The sequence below is a fragment of the Ancylobacter sp. G4_0304 genome (assembly GCF_047501495.1).
In the GTDB taxonomy this organism is placed as follows: Bacteria; Pseudomonadota; Alphaproteobacteria; order Rhizobiales; family Xanthobacteraceae; genus Ancylobacter.
The window spans coordinates 1-18,375 of the sequence record NZ_JAZDRM010000053.1 but is presented as its reverse complement, the minus strand read 5'-3'; the positions used below and the strand labels follow the sequence as shown (position 1 = coordinate 18,375).

17 protein-coding genes and 1 tRNA gene are annotated in these 18,375 nt (G+C 66.8%); 13 read left to right on the top strand and 5 right to left on the bottom strand.

Annotated features, from left to right (window positions below; all coding sequences use genetic code 11):
* The first annotated feature begins 113 nt into the window (after window positions 1-113).
* On the top strand, window positions 114-950 hold the full coding sequence (locus VRZ77_RS20500; protein ID WP_414594430.1) for a hypothetical protein: 837 nt from the start codon (window positions 114-116) through the stop codon (window positions 948-950).
* Window positions 951-1,071: 121 nt separating this feature from the next.
* Here the strand turns inward: VRZ77_RS20500 and VRZ77_RS20495 are convergent, their stop codons facing one another.
* Window positions 1,072-1,539, bottom strand: coding sequence for an Hsp20 family protein (locus VRZ77_RS20495; protein WP_414594429.1), 468 nt, complete (start codon window positions 1,537-1,539; stop codon window positions 1,072-1,074).
* Window positions 1,540-1,784: 245 nt separating this feature from the next.
* Between VRZ77_RS20495 and VRZ77_RS20490 the strand changes: the two genes are divergently transcribed.
* Together VRZ77_RS20490 and VRZ77_RS20485 are read left to right on the top strand one after the other, a co-directional pair.
* Entirely contained in the window at window positions 1,785-2,159 is a 375-nt protein-coding gene (locus tag VRZ77_RS20490; protein WP_414594428.1) for a hypothetical protein, read from the top strand.
* Window positions 2,160-2,292: 133 nt separating this feature from the next.
* The gene (locus VRZ77_RS20485; protein WP_414594427.1) at window positions 2,293-3,237 is read left to right on the top strand and encodes an alpha/beta fold hydrolase; all 945 of its coding nucleotides are present in this window, start codon (window positions 2,293-2,295) and stop codon (window positions 3,235-3,237) included.
* A 6-nt stretch (window positions 3,238-3,243) separates the two neighbouring features.
* On the opposite strand, the gene hisN is transcribed toward VRZ77_RS20485, so the two are convergent.
* Together hisN and VRZ77_RS20475 are read right to left on the bottom strand one after the other, a co-directional pair.
* Window positions 3,244-4,032: a histidinol-phosphatase gene (hisN, locus tag VRZ77_RS20480; RefSeq protein ID WP_414594426.1), complete on the bottom strand. Its 789-nt coding sequence runs from the start codon at window positions 4,030-4,032 to the stop codon at window positions 3,244-3,246.
* A 1,376-nt stretch (window positions 4,033-5,408) separates the two neighbouring features.
* Window positions 5,409-6,296 carry an N-formylglutamate amidohydrolase gene (locus tag VRZ77_RS20475; RefSeq protein WP_414594425.1) on the bottom strand — a complete coding sequence of 296 codons (888 nt, stop codon included), beginning with the start codon at window positions 6,294-6,296 and terminating at the stop codon, window positions 5,409-5,411.
* Window positions 6,297-6,547: 251 nt separating this feature from the next.
* Here VRZ77_RS20475 and cpdR point away from each other — a divergent pair, with 251 nt between their 5' ends.
* Both cpdR and VRZ77_RS20465 read left to right on the top strand, forming a co-directional pair.
* Window positions 6,548-6,907, top strand: a complete 360-nt coding sequence (cpdR, locus tag VRZ77_RS20470) for a cell cycle two-component system response regulator CpdR (RefSeq protein WP_414594424.1) — start codon at window positions 6,548-6,550, stop codon at window positions 6,905-6,907.
* A 120-nt stretch (window positions 6,908-7,027) separates the two neighbouring features.
* Window positions 7,028-7,102 (top strand) — tRNA-Val (locus tag VRZ77_RS20465).
* Between the two features lie 130 nt (window positions 7,103-7,232).
* Here VRZ77_RS20465 and VRZ77_RS20460 read toward each other — a convergent pair.
* On the bottom strand, window positions 7,233-8,525 hold the full coding sequence (locus tag VRZ77_RS20460) for a putative bifunctional diguanylate cyclase/phosphodiesterase (RefSeq protein ID WP_414594423.1): 1,293 nt from the start codon (window positions 8,523-8,525) through the stop codon (window positions 7,233-7,235).
* A gap of 54 nt (window positions 8,526-8,579) precedes the next feature.
* On the opposite strand from VRZ77_RS20460, the gene VRZ77_RS20455 reads away from it, so the two are divergent.
* Window positions 8,580-8,786, top strand: a complete 207-nt coding sequence (locus VRZ77_RS20455; RefSeq protein WP_414594422.1) for a hypothetical protein — start codon at window positions 8,580-8,582, stop codon at window positions 8,784-8,786.
* Window positions 8,787-9,069: 283 nt separating this feature from the next.
* Window positions 9,070-9,426 (top strand): hypothetical protein, encoded by a 357-nt coding sequence (locus VRZ77_RS20450; RefSeq protein WP_414594421.1) that lies wholly within the window; start codon window positions 9,070-9,072, stop codon window positions 9,424-9,426.
* 40 nt (window positions 9,427-9,466) lie between these two features.
* Here the strand turns inward: VRZ77_RS20450 and VRZ77_RS20445 are convergent, their stop codons facing one another.
* Entirely contained in the window at window positions 9,467-10,186 is a 720-nt protein-coding gene (locus VRZ77_RS20445) for a histidine phosphatase family protein (protein ID WP_414594420.1), read from the bottom strand.
* 179 nt (window positions 10,187-10,365) lie between these two features.
* Between VRZ77_RS20445 and VRZ77_RS20440 the strand changes: the two genes are divergently transcribed.
* The 6 genes from VRZ77_RS20440 to VRZ77_RS20415 all read left to right on the top strand — a co-directional run bounded on the left by VRZ77_RS20440 (window position 10,366) and on the right by VRZ77_RS20415 (window position 18,223).
* A complete protein-coding gene (locus VRZ77_RS20440; RefSeq protein ID WP_414594419.1) occupies window positions 10,366-12,219 on the top strand; it encodes a M3 family oligoendopeptidase in 1,854 nt (617 codons plus the stop codon).
* A 103-nt stretch (window positions 12,220-12,322) separates the two neighbouring features.
* Window positions 12,323-14,842 (top strand): hypothetical protein, encoded by a 2,520-nt coding sequence (locus VRZ77_RS20435; protein ID WP_414594418.1) that lies wholly within the window; start codon window positions 12,323-12,325, stop codon window positions 14,840-14,842.
* Window positions 14,843-14,923: 81 nt separating this feature from the next.
* A complete protein-coding gene (locus VRZ77_RS20430; protein WP_414594417.1) occupies window positions 14,924-15,865 on the top strand; it encodes a heme-dependent oxidative N-demethylase family protein in 942 nt (313 codons plus the stop codon).
* Window positions 15,866-15,899: 34 nt separating this feature from the next.
* The gene (locus VRZ77_RS20425) at window positions 15,900-16,400 is read left to right on the top strand and encodes a DUF6790 family protein (RefSeq protein WP_414594416.1); all 501 of its coding nucleotides are present in this window, start codon (window positions 15,900-15,902) and stop codon (window positions 16,398-16,400) included.
* Window positions 16,401-16,460: 60 nt separating this feature from the next.
* On the top strand, window positions 16,461-17,843 hold the full coding sequence (locus VRZ77_RS20420) for an ABC1 kinase family protein (protein WP_414594415.1): 1,383 nt from the start codon (window positions 16,461-16,463) through the stop codon (window positions 17,841-17,843).
* A gap of 86 nt (window positions 17,844-17,929) precedes the next feature.
* Window positions 17,930-18,223, top strand: a complete 294-nt coding sequence (locus tag VRZ77_RS20415; RefSeq protein WP_414594414.1) for an aa3-type cytochrome c oxidase subunit IV — start codon at window positions 17,930-17,932, stop codon at window positions 18,221-18,223.
* The last annotated feature ends 152 nt before the right edge of the window (window positions 18,224-18,375 follow it).

Here is an 18,375-nt window from a genome sequence, read left to right as displayed (position 1 = left end):
CATCGCCGCCATCGGCGATGATGCCACCGTCCCCGGGCTGCCCAACATGGTGGCCTGAGTACGCCGACCATATCGGCGCGACCCGATGGAAAACGGCTCAGTTACACCACCCGATGGGACACGATCCTCAAGCGCGCGGCGCGGTGCGGCTGCTTGCGCCCCTCGCGATGGCGCTAGGGTGGGTCGGCGCGGAGCCCGCACAGGCGCAATATTACGAGCGGCCCTATTATTACGGGCCGCCGCGCTATGTGGAGCGCTATTACGGTCCGCCGCCCGGCGCTTATTATCCTCCTCCGCCAAGGGTTTATCGCGAAGCGCCGTCCATGCCGCGCGAGGATGTGCGGCCGATGCTGCAATCCATGGGCATGACGGCGGTTGGCCGTGCACGCGTCGAGGGCAATGATTACGTGGTGGAGGCCACCGACCCCGCCGGCATCCGCCAGCGGGTGCGGATCGATCGTTTCAGCGGCCGCATCGTCGCCATGCGTCCGCTCAGCCCGGCCCCCGCGGTCGGCCGGAAGAACCCGCCGCCCCCGCCCGTGCTGCCGCCGGTGAAGCCGCTGCCGCCCGAACAGGCGGCGACGCCGCCCGCCTCCGCTCCGCTTCCGCCCGCGCCCCCGGCGCCTGCCGCCAATGCGCCGGCCGCGGCCAAATCGGACGCGCCGACGGTAGACAGACCGGCGCCTGCTGGCTCGCCGCCCGCGACATCGCCTTCCGCTCAACCCGCGCCGGCGGCGACCGGCACGGTGCGGGTGATTCCCGGCGTGCCGGTGCCGCCCGGCACCGCGCCCGCCAATGCCGCCAGCACATCGGGCAAGCCTGATGCCGTATCCGCGCCGCCGGCCGGAGAAAGTACGGCGGGTGGCGGAACCGGATCGACCTCGGCGGGCACCGCATCGGTGCCGTCGACGGCGGGTGGAGCCACCTCGACCGTGCCGACGACGGATTGAGCGTCAGGCTTCCGAGACGACCGAACGGTGGACACGAAAAAAGGCGCCCCTTCCGGGGCGCCTTTCCGTGTGCGCCTGATGCCGTTGCCGGCGAGGCGGTAGGGTTCGTGCGTCAGGCCGCTCAGGCGGCCTTGGCCTCAATGACCTTGCCGCTATTGGCCGAGCCCACCGCGATCGGAATCTGGCGGGGCTTCAGCACCTCGGGAATCTCCCGGTGCAGCTCGACATGGAGCAGGCCGTTCTCAAGGCGGGCGCCGCGTACCTCGACGTGATCCGCAAGCTGGAAGCGACGCTCGAAGGCGCGGGCGGCGATGCCCTGATAGAGCACGTCCGCCGGCTTGGCCGAGGCGTCGACCTTGCGCTCACCGCGGATGGAGAGGGTGTTCTCCTTCACCTCGATGTCGAGGTCCTGATCGGTGAAGCCGGCGACGGCCACGGTGATTCGATAGGCGTTCTCGCCGGTCCGCTCGATATTATAGGGCGGATAGGTGGTGCCGGTGTCCACGCCGCCAGCCTGATCGAGCAGCGAGAACATGCGGTCGAAACCGACGGTGGAACGATAGAGGGGGGAAAGATCGAAAGTGCGCATAACATATCCTCCTGTGAAGCGACATGCGATTGGCGGGCGCTCTCCCATGAGCCGCGCCCTGATTGCGTACCGCCATCTGGCCGGTACAGGATTGAGATAGGAAGGCTCTTCGCCGCCGCAAGGGGGGGCGTGATCGGTCAACATGAACGGGAGATGAACGGTGGACTCAAAGCGTGTTCAGCGCTTTTCCGCCAGACTGCGCAATCACGAGGGAGCCGGATGCAGGCCGGGATAAGGAGACGCCGGTGTTGCTGCGTGCCTTGGCTTTGATGCTGCTCCTATCGCCGCTGCTGCTTGCGGACGGTGCGCCGGCGTTCGGCCAGTCGATCGGCCCGGCAGGCGGCGCCTGGAGCGGGCCGCCTGGCGCGCCGGCGCCCGGTCCCTACGCGCCTTATGAGCAGCCGCCCGCGCGCGGTGGCGGGCGCATGGATGGCGAGGCGGCGGCGCAGATGCTGCGCGCGCGCGGCTTCTCCAATGTCAACGTCCTGCGCCAGCGCGGCGCCACCATCCTGCTGGAGGCCAACGGCCCGCGCGGCGAGCGGGTGCAGGTGGTGGTCGACAGCGCATCCGGGGCGATCAGCGGCATGAAGGTGATCGGCTTCGGCGACAAGCGCTACTAGAGCCCGGCGCGGCCCTACTCGCCGGCCCGCGAGACCTTGCGCCGCCGCCTGCTCTCTTGTGGTGCGGTCCGGCTCCGTTGTACTCACGCGGACCCGTTTCTTCCCGTCCTCCCGCCCGGTTGCCCAGCCCGCCATGCTGCTGTTCCAAACCAAAGACAATCCCGTGCCCGAGGGCGCGGTCTGCGGCGGGTTTCATGCGTCGGACGGCGTGCTGCTGCGCTTCGCGCGCTGGCGGCCGGCGGGCGCCTGCTGGGGCACGGTCTGCGTGTTTCCCGGCCGGACCGAGAAGATCGAGAAATATTTCGAGACCGTGGAAGACCTGCGCCGCCGCGGCTTCGCGGTCGCGGTGCTGGACTGGCGCGGGCAGGGCGGCTCGCAGCGCCTGCTGAAGAACCCGATGAAGGGCCATGTGCGCGACTTCGCCGACTACCAGCTCGATCTGCAGAGTTTCGTGCGGGAAGTGGTGATGCCCGACTGCCCGCCGCCCTATTTCGCGCTCGCCCATTCCATGGGCGCGGCGATCCTGCTCGACGCGGCGCGCGAGGGACATCGCTGGTTCGACCGCATGTTCCTGGTGGCGCCGATGCTTGATCTGTCGCTGCTCAAGCACGATGTCGCCGCGCGCCGCACCGCCCGCGCGCTGAGCGGGATCGGGTTGTCGGATTTCTACGTGCCGCGCGGCAAGCGCATCCGCACCAGCGAAATCCATTTCGACGGCAACCGCCTGACCTCGGACCCGAGGCGCTTCGCGCGCAACCTCACCATCACCATGGAGCATCCCCAGCTCGATGTCGGCCCGCCGACCATCGGCTGGATCAAGGCGGCGTTCGATCTGATGGACCGGCTGACCGACCCGGCGACGGCGCAGGCGATCCGCCAGCCGCTGCTGATGGTGGCGGGCGGGGCCGACGCCATCGTCTCGACGCCCGCGATCGAGCATCTCGGCTCGCGGCTGATCGCCGGCGCGCATCTGGTGATTCCCGGTGCGCGGCATGAGATTCTTCAGGAACGCGATGTGTTCCGCGAGCCGCTGCTGGCGGCGTTCGACGCCTTCATTCCCGGCAGCGTCGTGCGATAGGCGCGCTCACGCGCCGCGCGCGAGCGTCTCCAGCGCCTGCTCGTGGACGCGGCGGTCGCCGGCCGCCACCACGCGCCCGCCCTTGCGGGCAGTGCCGCCTTCCCAATCGGTGACGATGCCGCCCGCGCCTTCGATGATCGGGATCAGCGGCACGATGTCGTGATCCTTGAGATTGGTCTCGATGACCAGATCGACATGGCCGGCGGCAAGCATGCAATAGGCGTAGCAATCACCACCATAGCGGGCGAGCTGGACCTTCTCCTCGACCACGCCGTAGAGCGCGCGGTCCTCAAGGTTCATCAGCCGCGGGCTGGTGGTGAGCATCAGCGCTTCGCTCAGGCCGGCGCAGTCGCGCACGCCGAGACGGCGCTCGCCGGCAGGGCCGCGATAACGCGCGGTGGCGCCGTCGCCATAGAAGCGCTCGCCGATGAAGGGCTGGTGCATCATGCCATAGGCCGGCTCGCCATTGCGGGTGAGGCCGATCAGCGTTCCCCAGGCCGGCAGGCCGGCGATGAACGACTTGGTGCCGTCGATCGGGTCGAGCACCCAGATATATTCGGACTCCAGCCGCTCGTCGGGGAATTCCTCGCCGCGAATGCCATGGGTGGGAAAGGAGCGCTGGATCAGCGCGCGCATCGCCTGCTCGGCGGCACGGTCGGCGGCGGTGACCGGATCGAAGGCGATGCCCCGGCTCTTGTCTTCCACCCCGAGAGCGGTGCGGAAGAAGGGCAGGATCGCCTGGCCGGAGACGGTCGCGAGTTCCTGGACGAAAGCTTCGAAATCGACCGCGCTCATGTCCCGCTCCATTGGCCGCCGGCCGGCGCACGCCACTTCGGCGCGCCGTGCGCTCTCAATAGCTACAGCCGCCGGGAACGGCAATCTCGGAAGCGGGGCTCGGCGGGATCGAAGGGGAGGGTGTGGTGGACGGGCAGGGGCGCGCCGGGGGAGGGCGGCCGCGACACGCATCGAGGTGCGCACCTCGGCTTCTGACGCCCCGCATCAGGCGCATGGCTGCTATTCCGGCAAGGTCACGCATTAGGCAGTGCGCGCGCTTGCTATCGGGAAGTGAAGCTGCCATATTATTGCGGCGCGGTACGGCGATTGGCGTCGCTCTACCGCCGCCCTTCTTGGGCGTTTCCTCCCTAGACTTGGGCCGCTCCGGCAACGTGAGCGGCCCCTTTCTTTTTTATATCCCTCTGATAATCCGACTTTTTTTTCGACCGGGGTCTCCGCTCGCCGCCGTGTCCGGCTGTCGCTGCGCAGACCACCGCCTCTTTGCCGTGCGTCCCCCAGCGCGCTGCCCCAAGGGCATTGGCTTCAGGTGCGTCCGAGGCGCGATTCCACACATTCGCGTGAAATCAGAGGTGCGTCACTTTCGTTTCTTTCGTTTTGCGTCTTGCGCCCCGTGCGTCGCACAGGCATATTGTTGCGGTGCGGCAACGTGATTGGCGTCGCGTTGCCGCTGCCCTCCTTGGGCGTTTCCTCCCTAGACTTGGGCCGCCCATTTTATGGTGCGGCCCCTTTTCTTTTGTACGTTCCGCTGGAGTTGCGATCCCGCCCGGCCTTGCGCCTGATGGCGGGCATCGAGTCGGGGTCCGGTGCCCGACATCCACTGTCGGGCGGATCGTCGGCGCCAGCGCTATGCGTCTGGCGCGGTCGCTCTAGGTATCCAGGTAGCCGAAAGCGACATTAAAGCCACAGTCCCGCGTCTGATGTATCTGGTATGCCAGAAAATGGGGGCGAGTGCCTTGATTATTCCGCAATGCACTCGCATCTTATGTCCGTACGGCAGCGATTGGCGTCGCTACGTACTGCCCTCCTTGGGCGTTTCCTCCCTAGACTTGGGCCGCTCCCCTTCCGGTGGGCGGCCTCTTTCTTTTGTGCCGCCTGTGTTATCCGGTTCGCCTGTCGCCGCGGTTGAAACCGCTTTTCGGCTGACGGCGCCCGTCACATGTTTCGGCACCCAAGAGGGCGGCTCATATCCGGGGCGCAGCTCCCCTCCGCTTGCATCGCGGCTTTAGCCCCGGCGGAAGGTGGGGGAGGAGCGCCCGGAACCGAGCGTGCAGAATTGGTATATCTCTCATTCCTAAAATGCAAGGCTGTTATGCGGCGAATTGCATCAATCGATCAAATTTTTGTAAGAAACCAGCTAAGCTATTAAAAATAAAAGATTATTCCGCCGCTGCCCGCGCCGGCGCCAGCTCCAGATGCGGGATTGTCGCCAGCGTCACGGCCACTTCCAGCAGGTCCGCGCGCAACGTCGCGAAGTGATCCGACGCCTCATAGGTGCGCTCGTTCATATAGAGCGCCCGGTTGATCTCGATCTGGATGGCGTGAATGCCGGAGGCCGGATTGCCGTAATGCTCGGTAATGAAACCGCCGGCATAGGGCTTGTTGCGGGTGACCGAATAGCCGCGCCGGCGCAGTTCGCCTTCCAGCACATCGGGGATGACCGGCGCGCAGCTGGTGCCGTAGCGGTCGCCGATCACCATGTCGATCCTCGCGCGCGGGTCGCGATGCCCGCTGGACGGCATGGAATGGCAGTCCACCAGAACCCCGATGCCGAAGCTGCGCTGCATCTGCGTCATCAGCCGGCGCAGCGTGCGGTGATAGGGCTTGTAATAGGTCTCGATGCGGGCGATCGCCTCGTCGACCGGAATCCGCCGGCCGTAAATCTCCTGCGCGTCGCCGACGATGCGCGCCACCGTGCCGAGCCCGCCCGACACCCGCATGGAGCGGGTATTGGCATAGGCCGGCAGCCGGCCCTCGAACATGCGCGGATCGAGCTCGTAAGGCTCGCGGTTCACGTCGAGATAGCAGCGCGGGAAATGCGCGCGCATGAACGCCATGCCGAAGCGGGTGACATCGCCGAACAATTCGTCGACCAGCGTGTCCTCGGAGCGGCGCAGCGCCGGCAGTTCGAGGCGGGCCTGCTCGACGAAGGCGCGCGGATAGACGATGCCGCTATGGGGCGAATTGAACAGGAACGGCGCCTTGAGTTCGGCCGGCTCGACCACCTCGAATGCCGGATCGATCGTCTCCGCTATGACGGCCATCATTCCTACCGCTGACCCGAAACCGCTTACTCGCCTATCGTCACATCTCTATCATGAGCCCGACAGGGGCGGAACGCATAAGCGCGGCGCAAAAGCCACATGTTCGTGCTTCCCGCCCCGCCGGGGCCCGGCATTCACCATGTGCTAACAGCAAATGGGTTAGGCGATAGCCAAGATACGGGTGAAACCGCTAATCGGGAGCCGGCTCCGGTGCGGCGGTCTTCCTGCCGGAGATTGAGATCAGGGTGCATGGGATGCTGAAGATCCTGCTGGCCGAAGACGACAACGACATGCGTCGTTTCCTCGTCAAGGCGCTCCAGAACGCGGGCTACGATGTCGTTTCGTTCGACAATGGCCGCTCCGCCTACGACCGGCTGCGCGAAGAGCCGTTCGAGCTGCTGCTCACCGACATCGTGATGCCCGAGATGGATGGGATCGAACTCGCCCGCAAGGCGACCGCGCTCGATCCCGATATCAAGGTGATGTTCATCACTGGCTTCGCCGCCGTCGCGCTCAATGCCGACAGCCAGGCGCCGAAGGATGCCAAGGTGCTCTCCAAGCCGTTCCACCTGCGCGATCTCGTCAACGAGGTCGGCAAGATGCTGGCGGCGTGACGTTTTTCGCGGCCTTTCCACAGGCCGCGCCACGGGACGCGCCTTGCCGGTTCCGGGGTGCTTGCGCAGCGGCGGGCGGTTCGATATAGGGAAGCCCCGCTCGACGACTTTTAGCGGAATGGGCGCGTAGCTCAGCGGGAGAGCACCTCGTTGACATCGAGGGGGTCACAGGTTCAATCCCTGTCGCGCCCACCATTCCCTTCCAGGCCTTTTGTTCCCGTCCACCGGTCTTACCGGATCGCGGGCGTGCGGCCGGAATCCTCCTCTTCGATCAGATGATTTTAGCCGACCGGGCCATGCTCCAGATCGCGGGGCCACGATCGGCCTATTGCGGCGCGTCGAGGCTCCGCCCGGATCGGTCGGTTACGAACGGCGGCGGCGAGGCGCGTTCCGTGCCGAGGAAAGGCGCCGCCCGCCCGGCACTACTCGACGCGGCCGAGGCGAGAAAGGCGGGCACCTTGTCGGGCGGCATGGCTCGGCCGAACAGAAAGCCCTGGCCGAGATAGCAGCCGAGCGCGCGCAACGCGGCATATTGCGCCTCGGTCTCGATGCCTTCCGCCAATGTCGCGATATCCAGCACATGGCCAAGGCGGATCATGGCGCGCAGGATCAGCGCCTGCTTGTCGTTCTCGAGAAAGCTTGCCGTGAACTGCCGGTCGATCTTGATCTTGTCGAAGGGCAGGTTGGCGAGCTGGGCGAGGCTGGAATAGCCGGTGCCGAAATCGTCGAGCGCCAGGCGCGCGCCGGCGAGGCGCAACTGGTTGATCGTCGTCAGCGCCGCGCGGAGATTGCCGACAAGGGCGGATTCCGTGATCTCGATGGAGAGCCGTTTCGGCGGGAAGCCGGTCTCCTTCAGCACGGCGAGAATCTGCTCGGCGAGCCTTTCGTCGGAGAGTTGCTGCGGCGAGATGTTGAAGGCGAGGATCAGAGTCGCCGGCCAGTGCTTGGCGTAGCGGCAGGCTTTGCGCAGCAGGTTCATCGACAGCTGGTCGATCAGCCCGGCCGCCTCGGCGGTGCGGATGAACACGTCGGGCGGCGTGAAACGGCCGTCCGGGTGCTGCCAGCGCGCCAGCGCCTCGAATCCGTGCACGCTGCGATCGTCCAGCCGAACCAGTGGCTGAAAATACACATCGATCGCGTTGTTGATGACGGCTTCCCGAAGCTCATTCTCGGCGTCGCGCCGCGCCGCCTGCATGGCCTGGAGGCGGGCGTCGTAGCCGACCGGCTCGACGCTGGCCATCTCGTTGGCTTCCTGCATCGCCATCGAAGCGTGGACGATGGCGGCGGGCAACTCGGTGCGGCTGGCGAAGGTGGCGTAGCCGACCGCGACCGACACCCGGATGCTGACGCCATGAATGTCCACCGGTTGCTGAGCGACCGCGATGATTCGCTCGCCCAGCACCAAGACCTCCAGGCCCGTGACGCGGGCGAGGACGAGGAACTCATCGCCGCCGATGCGCGCGATGAACGCGTCCGGCAACGCCTTGCGAAAGCGTGTCGCAAGTTCGACGAGGAAGACGTCTCCCCCGCTCTGCGACACCTGTTCGTTGACCTGCTTGAAGTTCCTGATGTCGAGGACATAGGCGGTGTTGCGACCGCCATATGTCGCGCTTTCCATGATCTGGGAGGCGAGGCGGTTCGGCAGGCCGGTGAGCGCGTCATGGAGAGCGACATGGGCGGCATGCTCTTCCGCCTGCAGGCGGCGACGTGCTTCCTGTCTGAATTCCATCAGGCGCAGGCATCCGTAAACGAAGCCGCTAAGACCTATGACAATGACGGCGAGAAAAATTTCGTCGACCTGAAGGTCTTCGTTGTTGGTCAGAAATTCATGGAGAATTTCGTAAACATTGAAGTGCAGCGCAAAAAAAATACGCACTGACCGCAAACGCCGCGATGAACATTGCGTCGCGAACGGCTCTACGCATGAGCGGCTCCAACAAAAGGTCGTTGCGGCGGCATTTTTGCCGCCGGCGGGCTTTGAGCAGAATTCGGAGCGATCATTGTCGTCGTAATGCCAGCCGTTCCGACCCAGTGAAGGATATTCGGGGGTCAGACGGTAAACAATAACACGTCAGAAAATATTTCAATCATCATGATTATCGACTTACGTAAGGGTTGTTGACTTTTCAATTTCCGCGGTTCCGTAGTGCCCGTGGCGTGTGATGAGCCGTTTCGGCCGAATCGGCATGAAACCAAATCGCTTCTGCGTCGTTAGATCGGCAGATGAATGCTCACGGGAGGCAGAAATGATCTCGACGAAAACAGGTGTTTCCGCGCTTGTCGCGGGTGTGTTGCTTTCGGTTGCTCTTCCCTCCATTGCCGCGAATGCCGCCCCGGTGCCGGGCGAGCAGCGGCAGCGTCTCGGCAGTGTCGAGAAGCGCGACGTCTGGGAGCGTGACCGCGTGCGTCGCCAGCAGATTCGCCAGAATGCCGGCACGCCGATGTATGAGCCGTTCTTCCATCCGTTCTATCGGGGCAAGAACGCGCCGATTCCGACCATGAAGCGCGCGGTCGACTAAAGGCGCGGGTCGCTTCAGGCGCCGATCGGGGCGCGCCGGATCAGTTGCAGCCGGAACCGGCTGGCAGCGGCTCCGGCGCGCCCCAGTCGTTCGAGGGCAGGTTGGCGAAGGGCGGGGCGAAGAACTGCCGGACGGTCGAGAACCGCGTGGGCACCTGTGCCGCCGGGCTGTCGTAATCGAGTATCCAGAAAAAGTTGAAGTTCGAATCCGGCCAGGTCTTCGGAACTTTCGCGCCCTTGATCTCGTCGAGCCGCAGCAATTGCCGAAGCGTCGCCGGCTCGCCGGCGAACTCCTTCTCCAGCGCTTCGCTGGCGATATGGAAATGCTCCCACACCATCACCACCGTCTTGCCGTGCCAGCGCGGATTGTCGAGGAGGTCGCGCGCGACGCGCTGATTCACCTTGTTGAGCTTGGCGTTGAAATAGCGGGTGTTGCGGATCGGCACATAGCCGATCGGCGGCGCGACCAGCTTCATGTCCCACGCCTTCACGATCGGGCGCGCGGTTTCCACCGTGTGCAGCGTCATCGCGAGAAATGCGGCCGGCGGATCGCTGCGGATCAGGCTCATCGGGTCGGTGGGGCTGAGATATTGCGCGGCGAGCGCCTGGGCGCGCTCCTTGCCGACGCTGCACAGATGCAGCGGGCCGCCCTTCTCGCCATGGCGCACGATGATGATGCGCTTGGGCGCGGCCTGTGCCGCCCCAATTCCCAGCCCCGCCACGGCGAGCGCCACCAGTGTGATCCGCAACAGCCCGAACATTCCCGCACGCCCCTGTTCGGCGCGCCCCCGCGCCACGCAATACCGTCCACAATGTCGGGCGTGAGGCCGATCGGCAAGGCCGGGAAGGCGGGCGGTGAACGAAGTCGGTCCGCGCGCATTGATACGGCGACCCCCGACACGATATCAGTCAGTGACGTTTCTTTCCCGCCGGAGTGACCATGCCCCGCAGTCTCGATCCGTTCCGCCCCGCGCTCCACTCGCCCGCGGCCCACGCCGCCGCGCCCGCTTCGGGCCTCGGCTCCCTGCCGCAATGGGACCTGTCGGACCTTTATCCCGGTCTCGATTCGCCCGAGCTGAAGGCGGACCTCGAAAACGCCGCCGCCGAATGCGCCGCGTTCGAGGACGCCTATAAGGGCCGCTTCGCCGAGATCCTCGACGGGCCGGATGCCGGCGGGCAGATGGCGGTGGTGGTCTCGCGCTACGAGAAGATCGAGGACCTGCTGGGCCGGCTCTATTCTTATGCCGGCCTCGTCTATTCCGGCGACACCACCGACCCCGTCCGCGCCAAGTTCTATGGCGACGTGCAGGAAAAGCTGACCGAGGCCTCGACCCGGTTGCTGTTCTTCACGCTGGAGCTGAACCGGCTCGACGATGCCAAGATGGAGGCCGCGCTCGCCGACCCCGCTTTCGGCAAGTACCGCCCCTGGATCGAGGATGTGCGGGCGGAGAAGCCCTATCAGCTCGACGACCGCATCGAGCAGCTGTTCCTTGAGAAGGGCGTGACCAGCCGCAGCGCCTGGAACCGGCTGTTCGACGAGACCATTGCCGGCCTGCGCTTCGAGGTCGAAGGCCAGAGCCTGCCGATGGAGCAGACGCTCAACTATCTGGCCGAGCCGGAGGAGGCCAAGCGCAAGGCCGGCGCGGAAGCGCTCGCCAAGGTGTTCGGCGAGAATCTGCGCCTGTTCACGCTGATCACCAACACGCTGGCCAAGGACAAGGACATTTCCGACCGCTGGCGCGGCTTCCAGGACATCGCGGATTCGCGCCACCTCGCCAATCGCGTCGAGCGCGAGGTGGTGGACGCGCTGGTGTCCTCGGTGCACGCGGCCTATCCGCGCCTTGCCCATCGCTATTACAAGCTGAAGGCCAAGTGGTTCGGCAAGGACAAGCTGGAATATTGGGACCGCAACGCGCCGCTGCCCCGCGTCGAGACCCGCACCATCGGCTGGGACGAGGCGCGCGACACTGTGCTCGGCGCCTATTCCAGCTTCTCCCCGCGCATGGCCGACATCGCCCGCAATTTCTTCGACAAGAGCTGGATCGATGCCGGCGTGCGGCCGGGCAAGGCGACGGGTGCGTTCGCGCACCCGACCGTGCCTTCCGCCCACCCCTATGTGCTGCTCAACTACATGGGCAAGCCGCGCGACGTGATGACGCTCGCCCATGAGCTGGGCCACGGCGTGCACCAGGTACTGGCGGCACCGAACGGCGCGCTGATGGCGCCGACGCCGCTGACGCTCGCCGAGACCGCCTCGGTGTTCGGCGAGATGCTGACCTTCCAGCGCCTGCTGGCCGCCGCGCCGGATGCGCGCGCCCGCAAGGCGATGCTGGCCTCGAAGGTCGAGGACATGATCAACACCGTGGTGCGCCAGATCGCCTTCTACACCTTCGAGCGCCGCATCCACACCGAGCGCAAGAACGGCGAGCTGACCGCCGAGAAGATCTGTGAGATCTGGATGGACGTGCAGTCGCAGAGCCTGGGCGAGGCCATCCATCTCGGCCCCGGCTATGAGAGCTACTGGGTCTATATCGGCCACTTCATCCATTCGCCGTTCTATGTCTATGCCTATGCCTTCGGCGACTGCCTCGTGAACTCGCTCTACGCGGTCTATGAGAACGCTTCGGACGGCTTCGCCGAGCGCTACCTCGCCATGCTGGCGGCCGGCGGCACCAAGCACCACTCGGAGTTGCTGAAGCCGTTCGGCCTCGATGCCCGCGACCCGGCGTTCTGGCAGACCGGCCTCAACCTGATCGAGCGCATGATCGCCGAGCTTGAGGCGATGGAGGAATAGGCGCGGCCTGCCCGTCGCCTCACCTTATCAGCAGGGCGAGATCAATCTCCGGTTGCGGGATCGCGCCCTTGCATTACCATCGTCGCGGGCAGGGGACGCGGCGATGGCGGCATGGGTGCGCAGGCTCAAGATGAGATGGTCCGGCAAGCCCGAGGAGCCGGCGGCGGCCTCATTGCCGAACGATGAAAATCATCCGAACTACACCATGGCCTTCGCCGACGTCATCGACGTCGAGAACCGGGAAATCTGGAAGCGGCGGGCGCTGCGAGACCGCTGCGCGCTGCCGCCCCGCAGGCGTGAGGAGATCCCCGAAACGCTCGGCCTCGCCCTGTCGGGCGGGGGCATCCGCTCGGCGGCGGTGTGCCTGGGCGTGGTGCAGGGGCTGGAATCGCTGCGCCAGCTCTCGCTCTCGCCGCTCGGCAAGCCGATGGCCGATCCGGCACGCCTCGCCAATGAGCCGCGGACGGCGGGCGAGACCAGCCTCTCGGTGTTCGACCGCTTCGACTATCTCTCCACCGTCTCGGGCGGGGGCTATCTGGGCTGCTGCATCGCGGCCGCGATGTCGGGCGGCACGCGCAACGACCCCTTCCCGCTGCGCAGCGCGTTTGACGCGCTGGAGCCGCCGGCGGTGCGCCATCTTCGCGACCACTCGAATTATCTGTTCGGCTCGCCCGGCGCGCTGCTCGGCGCGATCGCGACCTATCTGCGCGGCCTGACGGTCAATCTGTTTCTCACCCTGCCATTGCTGCTCGGCCTTGCCGCGCTGGTGATCTTCTATGCCCGGCTCGCCGGCTGGCAGCCGGCGCTCGGTAGGTATCGGCCGGAATTCTGGCCGGACGCCGCGTGGTTTCCGCTCTGGCCGCTGCCGGTGGTGCTCGCCGGATTGTTCGCCGTCGGGATGATCTTCTGGGGCGTCAAGCGCTCCCGGAAACCAGGGCTGTCGGAGGTCGACGACCCGTGGAGCCGGCGCGTCTTCTGGGCGCTGATCGTGCTCGCCTTTGCGGGGCTCCTCGCCTTCACCGCCGAGGTGGCCGAACTGGCGGTGCAGAGCCGTTCCGCCGGGCGGGATCTCGCCGTCTTCACCACGGCGCTGGCGCCGGTCGCCACCGTCTTCGCCTTCCTCGCGCCGCGCCTGATGGCGGTGGTGGAGAAGCTGGCGGGCAAGCCCGGCTACAGCGCGCTGATCGCCCGGTTCAGCGGCATCGCGCTGTTGTGGCTCGGGGCGGCGATCCTGCCGGTGCTGCTCTGGCTCGGCGTGGTGCTGCTGGTGACCTGGGCGCTGCCGCCGGTCTGCCCGATGTGGAACTGTCCGCCCGTGCTGACGCCGTGCATGTGGGCCGTGCTCTATCTCGTCGGCGCCGTGGCGATCTGGCGGGCCAGTCCCTGTTTCGCCGACAATGCCAACTCGCTGCACCGACTTTATCGCGACCGGCTGAGCCGGGCCTTCCTGATCCGGCTCACCGACACGGGCGTCGCACCGCTCGACGGTTTCCGTCTCACGGACCGGCAGGTTGCCGGCACGCCGGCCGCCGCAGTGCCGCCCGCCGGGCTTGCCGTGGGAGGGCTTGCCGTCGATGCCTCGCCTTATCTTCTGGTCAATACGGCGGTGAACATCCAGGCTTCCGAAGCGGTCAACAAGCGCGGGCGGAACGCGGATTTCTTCCTGTTCAGCCGCAACTATGTCGGCAGCACCGCGACCGGCTATCGCCGCACCGAACTGATGATGCGGGACGATCCGGCGCTCGATCTCGCCACCGCCATGGCGGCATCGGGCGCGGCGTTTTCCTCCAATATGGGCGCCAACACCCTCGCGCCGCTGGCGCCTACGCTGACCCTGCTCAATGCCCGGCTCGGCTACTGGCTGCCCAATCCGATGGAGGAGCCGAAGCGGAGCGACCTCGCGGCACGGAGGCCGAAACCGTCCCGGCTGCGCAGAGTCATCCGGCACTTCTATTTCATCGCCGAAGCCTTCGGCCAGCTCGATGAGACCGGCTCCAAGGTCTACATCACCGATGGCGGCCATATCGACAATCTCGGCCTGTTCGAACTGCTGCGCCGGCGCTGCCGGCTGATCGTGGTGGTCGATGCCGAATCCGACGCCCAGTACCGCTTCTCCTCGCTGGTCGCCCTGCAGAAGCACGCCCGCATCGATCTCGGCGTGCGGATCGAGCTGCCATGGGAGGCGATCGCCCGCGTGTCGAAGGGCTGCGACGACGGCGAGGCCGCGACCGCCGGCCCGCACGCCGCCGTGGGGCGCATCCTTTATGCGAGGAACGACAACGAGCTCGTGCATGAGGGCATTCTCGTCTACCTCAAATCCTCGCTCACCGGCGACGAGAACGACCTGATCCGCGCCTACAAGGCACGCAACCCCTCCTTCCCGCACCAGACCACCATCGACCAGCTGTTCAGCGAGGAACAGTTCGAGGTCTACCGCGCCCTCGGCTTCCACATGGCCAACCGGCTGTTCTCCGGCAAGGACCGGCTGTTCGTGGCCTCGGCCGGCGAGGGCGAGGGCCATGAGAAGGCCGGACGCGAGGTCGAGAACATCGCCGCCGACGACGCCCTGCTGGCGCAGGTGGTGGAGCTGCTGCGCCTGCCGGTGGCGCGGCGGCGGGTTTGAACGGCGTTGCCCGAAATACGGGCTTGCCTCATCGAGGGCAGGCGGGGGACAAGGGGGCTTCGATGCCGGACCCGGAACAGCATGCCCGCCGCCACAGCTTCTGCCGCAGAACCCTTCGCCCATACCCCGTTCGACGGGACGAAGAAGCCGTTCACCGTCGCCCTCGCCCAGCTCGATCTCGTCGACTGGATCGAGCCGGACCGCGATCTCGCCCGCACCCTTGCTCAGCGCGGCGCGCTGCTCCGCGACAAGCGGGACGTGGTGTTCCGCGAGGAGCCCGGCACCCGCGCGGCGCAGCGCGAGGTGCTTGATCTGGTGGTCGCCCATGTGCTGGAGCATTTTCCCGAGCAGTACCATCGCGACGGGTCGCGCGTCACCGTGCGGCCGGCCGGGCTTACACTCGATCTTGACGATCCCGATGAGGCGCCGCTCGTCCTCGCCGGACGCCTCGTCTCCGACGACCTGCTGATCCTGCGCCCGAGCGAGGCCGGCTACCGTCTGGTGGCGGCGGTGCTGTGCTTTCCCTCCGCCTGGTCGCTCGCCGAGAAGTTCGGCGCGACGCTGGACGGGCTGCACGCCAATGTGCCGGGCTACCCCGGCAAGATGGCGATGGTGATGAACCGCATCTTCGACCATCTGAAGGTCGAGCAGCCGGTCTGGCGGGTGAACTGGTCGATCTATCCCGATGCCGAGCTGCATCATCCCGAATCCAAGGAACGCCCGCGCGACTGGTTCGACGATCCCGCCAATCTCGCGCCCGAAGCCTTCGTCCGCGTCGAGCGCCAGACCCTGCGCCGGCTGCCGGTGAGCGGCGATGTGCTGTTCGGCATCCGCGTGCATGTCGACCCGTTCGACGCCTTCCGCCGCCACCCGGACGGCGGCCGGCTCGCGGCCTCGCTGCGCGAGCAGATATTGGGGCTGAACGCCGAGCAGCTCGCCTATAAGGGGCTGACCCAGCACCGCGACGCCATCGCCCGCGCGCTGGAGATCGTCGCGCTGGAAGCCGCGGAGGCGAGCGTCTAATCTGCCCCTGGGGATGAGGGCAGGGGGTACGTCGATGGTTTTCTGGGTTCCGCTTCTGAGCTGGCTCGCGGCGCTGGTGCTGGCCGGCCTGTTCGTCTGGCGCGGGCCGCGCCCGATCAGCGTCGGCGCCATCATCGAGCAGCTGCTGCGCTACATCCTGCTGCTGCCGGTCGGGCTGATGGGGCTGTGGGCGTTTCTTGGCCATGTGTTTTTCTCCGCGCAAACCGCCGCCTCGATCGGCTGGGCGCCGAGCCCGTTCCAGTTCGAGGTCGGCATGGCCAATCTCGGCATCGGGCTCGCCGGGATCATCAGCGCGTTCTGGGGCTCGCCCGGCTTCCGCGCGGCGGTGGCGGTGGTGACGCTGGGCTTCCTCGGCGGTGCCGGCGTCGGCCATGTGGTGCAGATCGCCGAGACCGGGAATGATGCCGCCGGCAATGCCGGGCCGATCCTCTATACCGACTTCCTGACCCCGCTGGTGCTGATCGGCCTTCTCGTGCTCCAGCGCTTCTTCGGCTTCGCGCGCCGCCTCTTGTGACCGGCTTGGGCTTGCGCTTGGGTGCCCGCGGAGCCACCTGAAGATGAGCGAGGTGCCCGCGTGTCCGATTCCGACCCCCCTGATTCCCGGCGTCCCGATTCCGAAGCCAACCGCCTGACCGCCCGCGCCGCACGCTATGCCCGCGTGGGCGCGCGTGTCGGCGGCGTTGCCGCCCGCATCGCCGGCACCCGCATGCTGGGGCTGGAGGGGCGGCGTGAGGGCAATGCCGCCGCGCTCGCCGCCGCTCTCGGCGGGCTCAAGGGGCCGATCATGAAGGTCGCGCAGCTCATGGCGACCATTCCCGACGCCCTGCCGCCGGAATATGCCGCGGAGCTGGCGACCTTGCAGAGCCAGGCGCCGCCCATGGGCTGGGCCTTCGTGAAGCGCCGCATGATGGCCGAGCTCGGCCCGGACTGGATGGCGCGCTTTGCGAGCTTCGAGCGCGAGCCGGCCGCGGCCGCCTCGCTCGGCCAGGTGCACCGCGCCGTCGCGCTGGATGGCGCGCCGCTGGCGGTGAAGCTGCAATATCCCGACATGCAGTCCGCCGTGGAGGCGGACCTTAGCCAGCTTGAACTGGTGTTCGCCCTGCACCGGCGCATGGACCCGGCGATCGACACCACCGAGATCGCGCAGGAAATCGGCGAGCGGGTGCGCGAGGAGCTGGATTACCGCCGCGAGGCTGGCCATGCCGCGCTTTACGCGCACATGCTGGCGGACGAGCCCGGCGTGCGGGTGCCGCGCGTGCGGCCCGAGCTGTCCACCGGGCGGCTGCTGACGCTGCAATGGCTGGAGGGGCGCCGGCTGCTCGACTTCACCGGCGAGCCGCTGGAGGTGCGCAACGCCATCGCCCGCGCCATGTTCGCGGCGTGGTGGCTGCCGTTCAGCCGCTTCGGCGTGATCCATGGCGACCCGCATCTGGGCAATTACACCGTGTTCGAGGAAGACGGGCAGGCGCGCGGGATCAACCTGCTCGATTATGGCTGCATCCGCATCTTCCCGCCGAGCTTCGTCGGCGGCGTGGTCGACCTCTATGAGGGGCTGAAGGCGGGGGACGCGGCGCGCGTCGTGCACGCCTACGAGACCTGGGGCTTCAAGGGCCTGACCAATGAGCTGATCGAGGTGCTCAACATCTGGGCGCGCTTCATCTACGGCCCGCTGCTCGACGACCGCGTGCGCACCATCGCCGACGGCGTGGCGCCGGGCGACTATGGGCGGCGCGAGGCGTTCTGGGTGCACAAGGCGCTGAAGGAGAAGGGCCCGGTGCGCGTGCCGCGCGAATTCGTGTTCATGGACCGCGCCGCCATCGGGCTGGGCGGCGTGTTCCTGCATCTGGCGGCCGAGCTGAATTTCCACGCGCTGTTCGAGGCGGCGATCGCCGATTTCTCGGTCGAGCGCGTGGCGGCGCGTCAAGGCGCCGCGCTGGCCAAGGCCGGTCTGGGCTGAGCCGCGGGGGCCGCGGCGTTGCCGGGCGGCGCGTCTTCCGTTAAAGCGGAGAGCACCTGGGCATTATCCATAAGAAGGGGGCCGTCATGGCTGATCACGGAGCGCCGGAATACGCCACCGCCGCCGGCAACGACTACGCTGCGCATCGGGGAACCTACAACTTCTTCGTCAAGTCGACGATGGTGGCGACCCTTGCCCTGTGCAGCTTCATGGTTGCCTTCGCCATTGGCGGCGTGAACGGCCACTGGGGCATTTTCACCCTCGGCACGCTGGCGGCGATCGCCAACACCGTCATCGGCCTGAGCTCCGAGACCGGCAAGCCCGGCCTTCAGATCGGCCTGCTCGGGCTGCTGCTGCTCGTCCTCATCGCGACCTCCTGAGATCAGTCGATGCGCATCGCGGTTCTGCACGAAGACGTTTTGGTTGAGCCCCGTGTTTCGGGTTCGGTTGAGACGGTGAAGCGGTTTGTCGGTCTTGGTGCCGAGGTTGTTGTGGCGTCGGGGGCGGGTCTGGCGTCGGGGGTGTCGGACGC